A 13,476-nucleotide genomic window follows, 5' to 3' on the forward strand; every position below is an offset into this window, starting at 1 on the left:
TGTTCGCGCGTCGAAATGGATCAGGGCTCAATGCCGGTCGCGGGCGGCGTGGCCATTGGCATTGGCATTGACATTGGGATTGACATTGGCATTCGCATCGGCATAGACCACGCGGCCAGCGGCCCGCAGCGCCTCCACCATCAGCGTGGCGGCCGGCGACAGCAGCCGGTCGGTGCGCGTGATGATGCCGAAGTCGTCCATATGGCAGGGAACGTCCAGCGGCAGGATGGCCACCATGCCGTGGCGCGCATAGTACTCGGCGACATCGGCGGCCAGTACCGCCAGCATGTCGCTCTGCTCGATCATCTGCGTGACGAACAGCAGCGCGGCGGTCTCGACCACATTGGTCGGCGGCACCAGGCTGGCGCGCTGGAACATCAGGTCGAAGCGATGGCGCAGCACGCTGCCGGCCGGCGGAACGATCCACGTCGCCGGTTCCAGATCGGCCAGCGACAGTGCCGGCGCGTCCAGCAGCGGATGGCCGCAGCGCGCCACCACGCAGACCGGCTCGCCGGCCAGCGGTTCGTAGCGCAGTTGCAGCTTGTCGTGCTCGGCGAACAGCCGGGCCACCACCAGATCGAGCTTGTCCTGCGCCAGGCGCTCCAGCAGCACGTTGCTGTTCTCGATCTCCAGCGAGACGCGCAGCCCGGGGTTGTCGCGCTTGAGCTCGGCCACCGCGGGCGGCAGCAGCTTGACCGCGGGCGAGGTGATCGCGCCGACCGCGACATGGCCGAGGCGGCCCGCGCGCAGGCCCATCACTTCCTGCTGCGCCTGATCGAGGCTGCCGACCACGGCCCGTGCGTGGCGGATCATCGCGTCGCCATACAACGTTGGCCGCATGCCGCGCGGCAGCCGTTCGAACAGCGGCACGCCGAGCATTTCCTCGAGTTCGCGCAGCAGCTTCGATGCGGCGGGCTGCGTCATGTTCAGGACCGCCGCGGCGCGATGAATATTGCCTTCCTCGGCCAATGCCACCAGCAGCAGCAATTGGCGGGTTTTCAGGCGGGCGCGGATATACCAGGGCGGGGAAGTCGGCATCGGGTTAACACGGATATCTGATTCGATATCGCAATGGCGTGAATTTTCATTAGAAGGATATCCGATCGGTTTGTACACTGCCGCCTGTCGAAAACAAAACCGATCGCCCAAGGCGCGACGCAGCCAGGAGACACCCTCAGCTGCCCCCAAATCCCGATGACGTCCCCCGCCGCGCGGCCATTGCCGCGGGCCGGCGTTCGTCCCGCCGCATTCAGGAATTTCCATGCCGGATTCAAAACCCAAGCTCCGCTCCGCCCAATGGTTCGGCACCGCCGACAAGAACGGCTTCATGTACCGCAGCTGGATGAAAAACCAGGGCATTCCCAATCATGAATTCGATGGCCGGCCCATCATCGGCATTTGCAATACCTGGTCGGAATTGACGCCGTGCAATGCGCATTTCCGCAAGCTGGCCGAGCACGTCAAGCGCGGCGTCTTTGAAGCCGGCGGCTTTCCGGTCGAATTCCCGGTGTTCTCGAATGGCGAATCGAATCTGCGGCCGACCGCGATGCTGACGCGCAATCTGGCCGCGATGGACGTCGAGGAAGCGATTCGCGGCAATCCTGTCGATGCCGTCGTGCTGCTGGCCGGCTGCGACAAGACCACGCCGGCGCTGCTGATGGGCGCGGCCAGCTGCGATGTGCCCGCGATCGTCGTCAGCGGCGGGCCGATGCTCAACGGCAAGCTCGACGGCAAGGACATCGGCTCCGGCACCGCGGTGTGGCAGCTGCACGAATCGCTGAAGGCGGGCGAGATCGACCTGCACCATTTCCTGTCGGCCGAGGCCGGCATGTCGCGCTCGGCCGGCACCTGCAACACGATGGGCACCGCCTCGACGATGGCCTGCATGGCCGAGGCGCTCGGCACCACGCTGCCGCACAACGCGGCGATTCCCGCAGTCGATGCGCGCCGCTACGTGCTGGCCCACATGTCCGGCATCCGCATCGTCGAGATGGCCCGGGAAGGGCTGTGCCTGTCGAAGATCCTGACGCGCGAGGCCTTCGAGAACGCGATCCGCACCAATGCCGCGATCGGCGGTTCCACCAACGCCGTGATCCACCTGAAGGCGATCGCCGGCCGCATCGGCGTGCCGCTGGAACTGGAGGACTGGACCCGCATCGGCCGCGATACCCCGACCATCGTCGACCTGATGCCGTCGGGGCGCTTCCTGATGGAGGAGTTCTACTACGCCGGCGGCCTGCCCGCGGTGCTGCGCCGGCTCGGCGAGGGCGGCCTGCTGCCGCATCCGGGCGCGCTGACCGTCAACGGCAGGACGCTGTGGGACAACGTCAAGGACGCGCCGAACTTCAACGACGAGGTGATCCGCCCGCTCGATCGGCCGCTGATCGCCGACGGCAGCATCCGCGTGCTGCGCGGCAACCTGGCCCCGCGCGGCGCGGTCCTCAAGCCCTCGGCGGCCACGCCTTCGCTGCTGAAGCACCGCGGCCGCGCGGTGGTGTTCGAGAACCTGGAGCACTACAAGGCCCGCATCGTCGACGAATCGCTCGAGGTCGACGCCAGCTCGGTGCTGGTGATGAAGAACTGCGGGCCCAAGGGTTATCCCGGCATGGCCGAGGTCGGCAACATGGGCCTGCCGCCGAAGCTGCTGCGGCAGGGCGTCAAGGACATGGTGCGGATCTCCGATGCGCGCATGAGCGGCACGGCCTACGGCACCGTGGTGCTGCATGTCGCGCCGGAGGCCGCGGCGGGCGGTCCGCTGGCGGCGGTGCGGGACGGCGACTGGATCGAACTCGACTGCGAGGCGGGCACGCTGCATCTGGACATCCCGACCGAGGAACTGGCGGACCGCATGGAGATGTTCCGGCCGCCGAAGCCCGAGGGCCGCGCGGGCGAGGGGGGCTATCAACGGCTCTATGTCGACCACGTGCTGCAGGCGGACCAGGGTTGCGATCTCGATTTCCTGGTGGGCTGCCGTGGTGCCGATGTGCCACGCCACTCGCATTGAGCGCGCATGGCACGGCAACGCATGCACGGCAACCCATGCACGGCAACCCATGCACGGCAACCCATGAACGGCAACCCATGAACGGCAACCAGGAGCACACGCCATGCCATTGACCGGCCATCAACTGATCGGCGCCAGCGCGCGGCGCGGCAGCGGCGAGGCCTTCCACGCGGTGCATGCGGCCAGCGGCGAGATCATCGCCGATCCCGCTTTTCACGGCGCCTCGCTTGCCGACGTAGACGAGGCCTGCACGCTGGCCGCGCGGGCGTTCGATACCTACCGTGCGCTGCCCGACGAAGCCCGCGCCGCGTTCCTCGACGATATTGCCGCGCGCATCGAAGCGATCGGCGATGCGCTGATCCTGCGCGCGATGGACGAAACCGGCCTGCCGCGCGCCCGGCTCGAGGGCGAGCGCGCCCGCACCACCGGCCAATTGCGCATGTTCGCGGCGCTCGTGCGCAGCGGCGACGCTTGGGATGCCCGCATCGAACCGGCCCTGCCGCAGCGCCAGCCGCCGCGCACCGATCTGCGGCTGCGGCGCATCGGCATCGGTCCCGTGGCCGTGTTCGGCGCCAGCAATTTCCCGCTGGCATTCTCGGTCGCCGGCGGCGATACCGCGTCGGCGCTGGCGGCGGGCTGTCCCGTGGTGGTCAAGGCCCATCCCGCTCACCCAGGCACCTCCGAACTGGTCGGCCTTGCGGTGCAGCAGGCGGTGGCCGCGGCGGGTCTGCCCGAAGGCGTGTTCTCGCTGCTGTTCGATGCCGGCCACGCGGTCGGCGCGGCACTGGTCGCGCATCCGGCCATCCAGGCGGTCGGCTTCACCGGCTCGCGCAGCGGCGGCCTCGCGCTGATGGCGATCGCCGCCGCACGGCCCGCACCCATTCCCGTGTATGCCGAGATGAGCAGCGTCAATCCGAATATCCTGCTGCCCGCCGCACTGGCACGGCGCGGCCAAGCGCTGGCGCGCGACTTCGTCGCCTCGGTGACGCTGGGCTGCGGTCAGTTCTGCACCAATCCGGGCCTCGTGCTGGCGGGCGGCGGCGAAGCGTTCGAGCGCTTCGTCGCCGCGGCGGCCAGCGCGATCGCCGCCGTGCCCGCCGGCGTGATGCTGACCGCCGGTATTGCGCGCGCCTATGCCGAAGGCGTCGAACGCCTGGCCTCGCATCCGGCGGTCACCACGGTGGCGCAAGGTGCCAAGGCCTCGGGCCGCGCCACCGCGAGCCTGTTCCGCGTGCACGCCGCTGATCTGCTGGCGGACGCGCGGCTCGCCGAGGAATGCTTCGGCCCGTGCAGCGTGCTGGTCGAATGCGAGGACGCCGACCAGCTGCGCCGGGTGCTGGAGCAGGGCGAAGGGCAGCTGACCGCGACGCTGCATCTGGACGACGCGGACCACGACGCCGCCCGCGCGTTGTTGCCGGTGCTGGAGCGCAAGGCCGGCCGCATCCTGGCGAACGGCTTTCCGACCGGCGTCGAAGTTTGCGATGCGATGGTCCATGGCGGGCCGTTTCCGGCGACATCGGACGGGCGCAGCACCTCGGTCGGCACCGCCGCGATCGAACGCTTCCTGCGTCCTGTCTGCTATCAGAACCTGCCCGATGCGCTGCTGCCCGACGCCTTGCGCGACGGCAATCCGCTCGGGCTGCGGCGCCGCGTCGGCGGCAAGGTGGAGGCGGTGGCCACGCCGGCCTGACCCCTGCGCATCGAGGCCCATCCCGATATTCACAACATGCAGAACAATGTGAGGAGACCGATATGAACAGCCATTCCACGGCCGGGCTGGATCAGCCCGTGCCGCAGTCCATGCCGCAGCCCGTGCCGCTGCCCCACGACAGCGCCGACACCGCCCCAGCCGAAGAGTCCCGCATCATCGGCATGCTGACCCGCAAGCTGATCCCGTTCCTCGCGCTGATCTACGTGGTCGCCTACATCGACCGCTCGGTGGTCGGCTTCGCCAAGTTGCATATGAACGCCGCGGTCGGCATCAGCGATGCCGCGTACGGTCTCGGCGCCGGGCTGTTCTTCATCGGCTATTTCCTGTGCGAGGTGCCGAGCAATCTGGCGCTGGAGCGCTTCGGCGCGCGCCGCTGGTTCGCGCGCATCCTGCTGACCTGGGGCCTGATCACGATGGCGATGGCGCTGATCCACAACGCCACCACCTTCTACGCGCTGCGCTTTCTGCTGGGCGCGGCCGAAGCGGGGCTCTATCCCGGCATCCTGTATTTCCTGACCAAGTGGTTCCCGATGCGGCATCGCGCCCGCATCATCGGCCTGCTGGTGCTGGCGCAGCCGATCGCGCTGATCGTCACCGGCCCGATCGCCGGCTGGGTGCTGTCGACGCCGGGGCTGTTGGGCATGTCGAACTGGCAGACGCTGTTCGTCGTCAGCGGCCTGCCCGCGGTGCTGCTGTGCCTGCCGACGCTGCGGCTGGTGCCGGAGTCCCCGGCTGACGCCAAATGGCTGTCGGCGCGCGACCGTGCCTGGATCGAGCGCGAACTCGCCGCGGACCAGAAGACCTTCGCGCTCAAGTCGCACGGCAACCCGCTGAAGGCGCTGAAGGACAAGCGCGTGCTGCTGCTGTCGCTGCTGTTCCTGCCGTTTCCGCTGAGCATCTACGGCCTGTCGCTGTGGCTGCCGACGATCATCAAGCAGTTCGGCGTCACCGATGCGAGTACCGGCCTGCTGTCGGCGGTGCCGTATCTGTTCGCGGTGGTCGGCCTGTATCTGGTGCCGCGCCATTCGGACCGCAAGGGCGAGCGCTACTGGCACATCGTGGTCGTGTCGAGCGCAGCCGCGCTGACGATGGCGGCGAGCGCCTGGGTCCAGACCCCCGCGCTGCAGTTCCTGTTCATCTGCCTGACGGCGTTCTCGATCTATTCGATCCAGGCAGTGGTGTGGGCGCTGCCGGGGCAGTTCCTGACCGGCGCCAGCGCCGCGGTCGGCATCGCCACCATCAATTCGCTGGCCAATCTGGGCGGCTATCTCGGCCCCTACGGCATCGGCCTGATCAAGGACGCGACCGGAAGCCTCGCCGCCGGCCTCTATTTCCTCGCCGCGATGCTGGTGTTCGCGGTGCTCATGACCTTCGTGGTACGCGCCGCGCTCGAGCCGCGCACGCCGCGCTGATACGGCAAGCCCTGCATATGTCTTACACCCGCACCTCGCCGCGCTACCGCGGCATTTTCCCGGTGGTGCCGACCACCTTCACCGAAACCGGCGAGCTCGATCTGCCCAGCCAGAAGCGCGCGGTCGACTTCATGATCGACGCCGGCGCGGACGGCCTGTGCATCCTGGCCAATTTCTCCGAGCAGTTCGCGCTGTCGGACGACGAGCGCGAGTTGCTGACGCGCACCGTGCTCGAGCATGTGCGGGGCAGGGTGCCGGTGATCGTCACCACCACGCACTACAGTACGGAGGTCTGCATCGCGCGCAGCCGGCGCGCGCAGCAGATGGGCGCCGCAATGGTGATGGTGATGCCGCCCTACCATGGCGCGACGTTCCGCGTGCCGGAGGCGCAGATCCACGAGTTCTACGCGCGGCTGTCGGACGCGATCCGTATCCCGATCATGATCCAGGACGCGCCGGCCAGCGGCACCGTGCTGTCGGCGCCGTTGCTCGCACGCATGGCCCGCGAGATCGAGCAGGTGGCCTACTTCAAGATCGAGACGCCGGGTGCGGCCAACAAGCTGCGCGAGCTGATCCGGCTGGGCGGCGACGCGGTGGAAGGGCCGTGGGACGGCGAGGAAGCGATCACGCTGCTGGCCGACCTGGAGGCCGGTGCCACCGGCGCGATGACCGGTGGCGGCTTTCCGGACGGCATCCGGCCGATCATCGAGGCGCACCGCCAGGGCGATGCCGACCTGGCCTTCGCGCTGTACCAGCGCTGGCTGCCGCTGATCAACCACGAGAACCGGCAGGCGGGCATCCTCGCGGCCAAGGCGCTGATGAAGGAGGGCGGCGTGATCGCCTGCGAGGCGCCGCGCCACCCGCTGCCACCGATGCATCCGGCAACGCGCAGGGAACTGATCGCGATCGCGCGGCGGCTCGATCCGCTGGTGCTGCGCTGGGCGAAATAGCGGAACAGCGCAGCACAGGGCCGCAAACAGCGGCAAATAGCGGCAGGAGATGGCAATGTGGCGGCCTTGCGGGCCGCCACATTGCATTGCGAAGGCGGACGGCTGATTTGCCCTCTCGCTTGTCGTTTTGGTGACCGTCTCGTCGGCCGGTTCGTCGGCGGTCCTACTCGCCGTCGGTCCACTCCACCTGCACGCCGAGGCTGCGCAGGTTCTCGACGAAGCGCGGATGCGCGCGCCGGATTGGCGCCGCGTTGCGGATCTCCGAGCGGCCGTCGATGCTGGCGGCCACCATGAACAGCGCGATGGCGACGCGGATGATGTAGGGGCTTTCCACCACGGCCGGCGCCAGCGTGTTGCCGCCGAAGGTGATCAAGCGGTGCGGGTCCGACGAGAACACATGCGCGCCGAACTTCGACAGCTCGCTGGTCCAGCCGAGCGCGCTGTCGTAGACCTTGTTCCAGAACATCGCATTGCCCTGCGCCCGCACGCCCAGCGCGATGAAGATCGGCAGCAGGTCGACCGGGAAGTAGGGCCACGGCGCGGCCTCGACCTTGGTCAGCACATTGCTGGTGAAGGGCGTCTGCACCTGCAGCGGGCCGGAGCGCTCGGCGCGCGACCAGCCGTCCTCGTGCACGATGCGCACGCCGAACTTCTCGAAGGTCCGATCGATCAGCGGGAAATTCGCCGGCGCGCCGTTGCGCACCACCACGTCGCCATTGGTGATCGCACCGAGCGCGAGAAAGGTCGTGATCTCGTGGAAGTCCTCGTCGAAGGTGAACTCGCCTCCGCCGAGCTTCTCGCCGCCATGCACGGTCACGCGCGAGGTGCCGATGCCCTCGATGCGCGCGCCCATCATCGTCATGAAGCGGCAGAACTCCTGCACGTGCGGCTCGGACGCGGCGTTGGTCAGCGTCGAAGTGCCGCCGGCCGCGGCCGCGCACATCACGAAGTTCTCGGTGGTGGTGACCGACGCGTAGTCGAGCCAATGGTCGATCGGCCGCAGCGGGCCCTCGCTGTGCAGCAGCAGCGAGCCCTCGGCGCGTTCGACCTCGCCGCCGAAGCGGCGGAAGATCTCGACGTGCGGATCGATCTCGCGCACGCCCAGCGTGCAGCCCTTGACGTTGTCCTCGAGCCGCGCGACGCCGAAGCGGCTCAGCAGCGGCGGCACCAGCATGATCGAGGAACGCATTTCCTCGGGCAGATGGTGGCGGGCGGGATCGAAGACGGTATCGCGGTGATGCAGGTCCAGCGTGCCGCTGTCATGGTCCATGCGGACATCGCTGCCGAGCGTGCGGAAGATATCGAGGATCTTGCGCACGTCGGTGATGTCGGGCACGCCGTGCAGCCGGACCGGCTGGTCGGTCAGCAAGGTGGCGCACAGCACCGGCAGCACGGCGTTCTTGTTGGCGGAGGGTACGATGCGGCCACGCAGCGGCGTGCCGCCATGCACGATCAGATTTGACATGAGGGAGAGCGTCCGTGCCGCGCCGGCGGGCGGCGCCGAACGGCGGTAAGCGGTGGAAACGGACGGCATTGTACTGCCCCGGCCGCCGGCGCGGGCGATCGCCGAGGCCGCTATAATGCCCCGGCTACGGGCGCGCCGCCGCCATGCGGCCTTTGCATCGCCTGTGCCTGGGCTGTGCCCAGGCCCGTGGTTTGGCCCTTGCCTTGAGCCGTGCCTTGAGCCGTTCCGCGCCGCCATCCCGCAACGCCAGCACCAGCCAGCACCAGCCAGCACCATCGCGCCACACCCGCCTCGATCCGCGTCGACATGAACGCCCCCTTTCCGATCCGCAAGGAGTGCCCGCCCGGGGCCTGCGTCTGCGGCCGCGAGCAGCTGCTCGACGATCCGCAGGCGGACATCCGCGTGCTGCGGCTGACCAAGGAGGAAGAGAAGCGGCTGATCGCGCGGCTGGAAGACGTGCAGACGCTCGACGACCTGCGCCGCATGCAGGAGAAAATGCATGCGCTGCTTGGCATCACGGTGACGATCGAGCCGAGCATTCACGGCGTGCGCACCGTGCGCGGCTTCAACATCGAACTGGCCGACCAGCTCGGTTTGTGCAAGAAGACCCGGCAGACCATTCCCGCGGCGATCCGCCGCTGTCTCGAACGCCATCCCGAGATCGCCTACGCGATTCTGGATGCGCAGGGGCTGCTGGGCGAGGGCTGAAGTCTCCGCGCCAGGACGGGGCCGACGCCCCTGTTCAATTCCAGGGCGCCCCGTCGGCCCATGCCCGATCGATCTCGTCGATCAGCCGCCGCACCTTCGGCGACAGATGGCGCCGGTTCGGATAGACCGCGCAGACCGGCGCCCCCGGACCGGTGAACGCCTCCAGCACCGGCACCAGCGTGCCCGCGCGCAGATCGCCGCCGACCAGGAAGGCCGCGATCTGCACCAGCCCGGCATCCGCCAGCGCCAGGTCGCGCATCGCCTCCGTATTGTTCATGCGCCAGCGTCCCTCGATCGCCAGCGTGCAAGGGCGGCCGTCGACCGTGAAGCGCCACGGCGGGGCCATGCCGGCGTGGGTATAGACGATGGTGTCGTGGCGCGCGATATCGTCCAGCGTCCTGGGCGTGCCGTGCGCCGCCAGATAGCTCGGCGTGGCGCAGGTCACCAGCCGGTGCGGCGCCAGCACGCGGCGGATCAGCCCGCTGTCGTGCTCGCCGCCGACGCGGATCGCGAGGTCGATGCCGTCGCGCACCAGATCGCTGTATTCGTCGGAGAAGGACACCTCGGCCCGCAGTTCGGGCCACTGCGCCAGATAGCGGCGCAGGATCGGCACGATATGCAGGCGCCCGAGCGTGACCGGGAGGTCGATGCGCAAGCGGCCGCGCGGCACCTCGTTGCGCCAGGCCAGCGCGGCCTGCGCTTCGTCGACCTCGGCGAGGATGCGCACCGCATGCTCGTAGAACAGGCGGCCCTCGTCGGTCAGGCTGACGCTGCGCGTGGTCCGCTGCAGCAGGCGGGCGGCGAGCCCCGTTTCCAGCCGGCCGATGCATTTGCCGACCGCCGAGCGCGAGATCCCCAGCCGCTGCGCCGCCAGCGTGAAGCTGTGCGCCTGCGCGACCTGCACGAAGGCGCGCACATCGCCCAGGTGATCGAGCGCGATGCCTTCCCCATTAGGCACGATTCGTCCCCAGTGTTGCGAAAGTTGGCTACTTTATCACCGCCTTGGCACCGATTACGCTTGCCGGACACGCGGGCAGCCCGGCGAATCGGGCCCCCCGCCGCGATTGAACAAGCCAATGACGAAGCCGATGGCCGGGCCGATGACCGGGACAATGACCGGGCCAATGGCCGAGGCCAACGAACGGGCCAATAACGGAGCGATTGCCGATGACCCAAGCCGACACATCACGACACGATGATTCCCGCGCCGCGCAGGCGCAAACAGCTTCCCATGCGCCGAGGGACAACCGCTGGCCCGCGGTGGCCGCGGTCGGCCTGGCGACCTTCGGCGTCGTCACCACCGAGATGCTGCCGGTCGGCCTGCTGACGCCGATCGCGCAGGGCCTGCAGGTATCGGCCGGCAGCGCGGGCCTGATGCTGTCCGCGCCCGCGCTGCTGGCGGCATTGTTCGCCCCGCTGATCGTGGTCGGCGCGGGCTCGATCGATCGCCGGCACCTGCTGGCCGCCTTGCTGCTGGCACTGGCCGGCGCCAACGTGCTGTGCGCGCTGGCGCCGACGCTGCCCTGGCTGCTGGCCGCGCGCGTGGTGGTGGGCTTCTGCATCGGCGGCATCTGGGCGGTGGCGGGCGGGCTGGCACCGCGGCTGGTGGCGGCGCCGTCGGTCGGCTGGGCCACGGCCATCATCTTCGGCGGGGTATCGGTGGCCTCGGTGGTCGGCGTGCCGCTGGGGGCGTGGTTGGGCGAACTGGTCGGCTGGCGCGCGGCCTTCGGCGCGATGGCGATCTGCAGCGGCCTGATCTTCGTGCTGAACGTGGCCACGCTGCCGCCGCTGCCGGCCGCCGCCCGCGGCTCGCGGCAAGGACTGCGCGCGCAATTCGGCAACCGCGGGGTGCGGCTCGGCCTGACGGTGACGTTTTTGCTGGTGGCCGGCCACTTCATGGCCTACACCTTCGTGCGGCCCTTGCTGCAGCAGGTCTCGGGCTTCGGCGCGGGGTGGATCGGCGTGCTGCTGTTCGGCTACGGCGTGGCCGGCATGATCGCCAACTTCGCCGCGGGGCCGCTGGCCGGACGGCATCCGGGACGCGCGCTGCTGGCCGTCGCGCTGGCGTTGAGTGCGACGCTGCTGCTGTTCGCGGCGCTGGGCGGCACCATGGCCGGTGGCGCGGTGCTGCTGCTGTGCTGGGGACTGTCGTACGGCGCGGTGTCGGTCTCGGTGCAGAGCTGGATGCTGCGCGCCGCCGACGGCCTCGACGGCATCGAGGCCGCGACCGCGCTGCTGGTGTCGGTCTTCAACCTCGGGATCGCGCTGGGCTCGTTCTTCGGCGGCATCGCGGTCGACGCGGCGGGGCTGCATGCGACGCTGCTGATCGCCGGTGCGCTGACGCTGGCGGCGCTGGTCACTAGCCTGCGCATGCAGCGCGCGCCGGCGGCGGCTTCCGCTGGCCTGGCTCAATGCAGGCCGTAGCGCGCCAGGGTGTCCTGCAGTTCCAGCAGTTCGACCATGGTGGCGCCGCCGGCCAGCCGCTCGCGCATCTGCTGCTCCTTGCGTTCGCGCGCCTCGCTGGCCTCGATGACCTGCGCCACCTGCTCGCGCGCCACCACGACCAGGCCGTCGCGATCGCCAACCACGATGTCGCCGGGGCGGATCGCGGCGCCGCCGACGATCAGCGGCACGCCCAGCTTGCCCGGCTGCTGCTTGTTGGTGCCGCGGATGCAGACGCCGCGGCAGAACACCGGGAATCCCATCTCGACGATGCTGGCCGCGTCGCGCACCGCGCCGTCGATGACGAGCCCGGCCAGACCGATCGTCTGCGCCGCGAAGGTCAGCACGTCGCCCCACGGGCCGGCCTCGGCGAAGCCCTTGGCGTCCACCACCAGCACGTCGCCGGGCCGCGCCTTGGTCAGCGCGTAGTGGATCATCAGATTGTCGCCGGGACGGACATCCACGGTCAGCGCGGGTCCGGCCAGCCGCATGCCGGGATGGAGCGCGGCGATGCGCGGATCGACCGCGCCCTGCTGGCCCTGTGCCTCGTGGATGGTGGCCGTGCCGAGCCGCTTCAGGCGGTCGAGCTGCGCGGTAGTGATGTCGGCTTGCGTCATGGCTAGCGGGAAGTCCGGATCAGGAAAGGGGTGAAGGCTGGGATGCGAGCGGGGATGCCGGGCGGCGATGGGGCCAAGATGCGATTCAGTCCACCGTGGCGCCGGAGCGCTTGACCAGCGATTCCCTGTACGGCATTTCCCTGGCAATGAAGGCGCGGAACTGCGCGGTGGTGCCGCGCACGTCCGCCGAACCCATGTCCGACAGCTTGCCGGCGATGTCCGACTGGCCCAGCACCGCGTTCAGCGCGGCGTTCAGCCGCTGCACCAGCGGCGCCGGCGTATCGGCCGGCACGAACAGGCCATACCAGTTCTCGATCACGAAGCCGGGGAAGCCGGCCTCCTGCATCGTCGGCAGATCGGGCAGCGTGCGGGCGCGTCTGGCACCGGTGGTAGCGAGCGGACGCAGCCGTCCGGATTTCAGTTGCGGGGCGATCGCGGTGGTGGTCTCGAAGGCGATCGGCACCTGGCCGGCAATCACGTCGCCGAGCGCCGGCCCCTGTCCGCGATAGGGGATATGGACGATGTCGAGCTGGCGTTCGAGCTTGAGCATCTCGCCGGCCAGATGCTGCGGGCTGCCGCTGCCGCCCGAAGCGTAGCTGTATTTGCCGGGCGCGGCCTTGGCCAGCGCGACCAGCTGCGCCACCGAATTCACCGGCAGCGCGCTGTTGACGTACAGCACCAGCGGCACCGACGCGACCTCGCCGACCGGCGCCAGCGCGCGGGTGGGATCGAGCTTGAGCTGGTAGAGGTTGCGGTTGATCACGATGCCGGTGTTGTTGCCCAGCAGCGCGGTGCAGCCGTCACCCTTGGCGCGCGCGACGAACTCCGTGCCGATATTGCTGCTGGCGCCGCCGCGGTTGTCGACGATCACGGGCACGCCGAGCTGCTTCGACAGCCCGGGTGAGACGATGCGCGCGAGGATGTCGGTGGTGCCGCCGGGCGGGTAGGGCGACACGATCCGCAGGGTCGCGCACGGATAGGGCTCGGGCGTGGCGGCGCGGGCGTTCGGGGCGGCAAGGCCGAGGCCCGCCATCGCGGCGGCGGCGAGCAGCACGGCGTGCCGGCGCGAAGGGCGGCGCGAAGAAAGGCGGCGAGCGTGGCCAGGTTCGATGTTCATGCTGTCTCCTGATGCAATTCGGTGCGACGTGTTTCGTCGTCTGTGGGCAA

11 protein-coding genes are annotated in these 13,476 nt (G+C 69.3%); 6 read left to right on the forward strand and 5 right to left on the reverse strand.

All coding sequences use genetic code 11. From position 1 onward, the window contains the following. Positions 1-27: 27 nt before the first annotated feature. The gene (locus KZ686_RS23265; protein WP_265633817.1) at positions 28-1,038 is read right to left on the reverse strand and encodes a LysR family transcriptional regulator; all 1,011 of its coding nucleotides are present in this window, start codon (positions 1,036-1,038) and stop codon (positions 28-30) included. Between the two features lie 223 nt (positions 1,039-1,261). On the opposite strand from KZ686_RS23265, the gene KZ686_RS23270 reads away from it, so the two are divergent. The 4 genes from KZ686_RS23270 (at position 1,262) to KZ686_RS23285 (ending at position 7,077) form a co-directional block, all read left to right on the forward strand. Continuing rightward, a complete protein-coding gene (locus KZ686_RS23270) occupies positions 1,262-3,004 on the forward strand; it encodes an IlvD/Edd family dehydratase (protein ID WP_149316090.1) in 1,743 nt (580 codons plus the stop codon). A gap of 103 nt (positions 3,005-3,107) precedes the next feature. Beyond that, complete coding sequence (locus tag KZ686_RS23275) at positions 3,108-4,694, forward strand: aldehyde dehydrogenase (NADP(+)) (RefSeq protein ID WP_265633818.1); 1,587 nt, start codon at positions 3,108-3,110, stop codon at positions 4,692-4,694. Positions 4,695-4,804: 110 nt separating this feature from the next. Beyond that, a complete protein-coding gene (locus KZ686_RS23280) occupies positions 4,805-6,127 on the forward strand; it encodes an MFS transporter (protein ID WP_322784969.1) in 1,323 nt (440 codons plus the stop codon). Between the two features lie 17 nt (positions 6,128-6,144). Continuing rightward, on the forward strand, positions 6,145-7,077 hold the full coding sequence (locus KZ686_RS23285; protein WP_150083814.1) for a dihydrodipicolinate synthase family protein: 933 nt from the start codon (positions 6,145-6,147) through the stop codon (positions 7,075-7,077). Between the two features lie 163 nt (positions 7,078-7,240). On the opposite strand, the gene KZ686_RS23290 is transcribed toward KZ686_RS23285, so the two are convergent. Then, positions 7,241-8,542 (reverse strand): UDP-N-acetylglucosamine 1-carboxyvinyltransferase, encoded by a 1,302-nt coding sequence (locus KZ686_RS23290; protein ID WP_149316087.1) that lies wholly within the window; start codon positions 8,540-8,542, stop codon positions 7,241-7,243. A gap of 306 nt (positions 8,543-8,848) precedes the next feature. On the opposite strand from KZ686_RS23290, the gene KZ686_RS23295 reads away from it, so the two are divergent. Next, complete coding sequence (locus tag KZ686_RS23295; protein WP_149316480.1) at positions 8,849-9,250, forward strand: hypothetical protein; 402 nt, start codon at positions 8,849-8,851, stop codon at positions 9,248-9,250. 34 nt (positions 9,251-9,284) lie between these two features. Here KZ686_RS23295 and KZ686_RS23300 read toward each other — a convergent pair whose 3' ends face one another. Further along, positions 9,285-10,208 carry a LysR family transcriptional regulator gene (locus KZ686_RS23300; protein WP_265633819.1) on the reverse strand — a complete coding sequence of 308 codons (924 nt, stop codon included), beginning with the start codon at positions 10,206-10,208 and terminating at the stop codon, positions 9,285-9,287. A gap of 209 nt (positions 10,209-10,417) precedes the next feature. On the opposite strand from KZ686_RS23300, the gene KZ686_RS23305 reads away from it, so the two are divergent. Next, positions 10,418-11,674, forward strand: a complete 1,257-nt coding sequence (locus KZ686_RS23305) for an MFS transporter (RefSeq protein WP_265633820.1) — start codon at positions 10,418-10,420, stop codon at positions 11,672-11,674. Here the strand turns inward: KZ686_RS23305 and KZ686_RS23310 are convergent. After that, on the reverse strand, positions 11,659-12,309 hold the full coding sequence (locus KZ686_RS23310) for a 4-carboxy-4-hydroxy-2-oxoadipate aldolase/oxaloacetate decarboxylase (protein ID WP_265633821.1): 651 nt from the start codon (positions 12,307-12,309) through the stop codon (positions 11,659-11,661). The genes KZ686_RS23305 and KZ686_RS23310 overlap by 16 nt on opposite strands. Positions 12,310-12,394: 85 nt before the next feature. Next, positions 12,395-13,426, reverse strand: coding sequence for a Bug family tripartite tricarboxylate transporter substrate binding protein (locus KZ686_RS23315; RefSeq protein WP_265633822.1), 1,032 nt, complete (start codon positions 13,424-13,426; stop codon positions 12,395-12,397). Positions 13,427-13,476: the final 50 nt, after the last annotated feature.

It is taken from the genome of Cupriavidus cauae (assembly GCF_026210475.1).
In the GTDB taxonomy this organism is placed as follows: Bacteria; Pseudomonadota; Gammaproteobacteria; order Burkholderiales; family Burkholderiaceae; genus Cupriavidus; species Cupriavidus cauae.

Bases quoted from the DNA above. Each gene is read 5' to 3' on its own strand.
- KZ686_RS23265 (WP_265633817.1), bottom strand. From the start codon at position 1,038: ATGCCGACTTCCCCGCCCTGGTATATCCGCGCCCGCCTGAAAACCCGC.
- KZ686_RS23270 (WP_149316090.1), top strand. From the start codon at position 1,262: ATGCCGGATTCAAAACCCAAGCTCCGCTCCGCCCAATGGTTCGGCACC.
- KZ686_RS23275 (WP_265633818.1), top strand. From the start codon at position 3,108: ATGCCATTGACCGGCCATCAACTGATCGGCGCCAGCGCGCGGCGCGGC.
- KZ686_RS23280 (WP_322784969.1), top strand. From the start codon at position 4,805: ATGCCGCAGCCCGTGCCGCTGCCCCACGACAGCGCCGACACCGCCCCA.
- KZ686_RS23285 (WP_150083814.1), top strand. From the start codon at position 6,145: ATGTCTTACACCCGCACCTCGCCGCGCTACCGCGGCATTTTCCCGGTG.
- KZ686_RS23290 (WP_149316087.1), bottom strand. From the start codon at position 8,542: ATGTCAAATCTGATCGTGCATGGCGGCACGCCGCTGCGTGGCCGCATC.
- KZ686_RS23295 (WP_149316480.1), top strand. From the start codon at position 8,849: ATGAACGCCCCCTTTCCGATCCGCAAGGAGTGCCCGCCCGGGGCCTGC.
- KZ686_RS23305 (WP_265633820.1), top strand. From the start codon at position 10,418: ATGACCCAAGCCGACACATCACGACACGATGATTCCCGCGCCGCGCAG.
- KZ686_RS23310 (WP_265633821.1), bottom strand. From the start codon at position 12,309: ATGACGCAAGCCGACATCACTACCGCGCAGCTCGACCGCCTGAAGCGG.
- KZ686_RS23315 (WP_265633822.1), bottom strand. From the start codon at position 13,426: ATGAACATCGAACCTGGCCACGCTCGCCGCCTTTCTTCGCGCCGCCCT.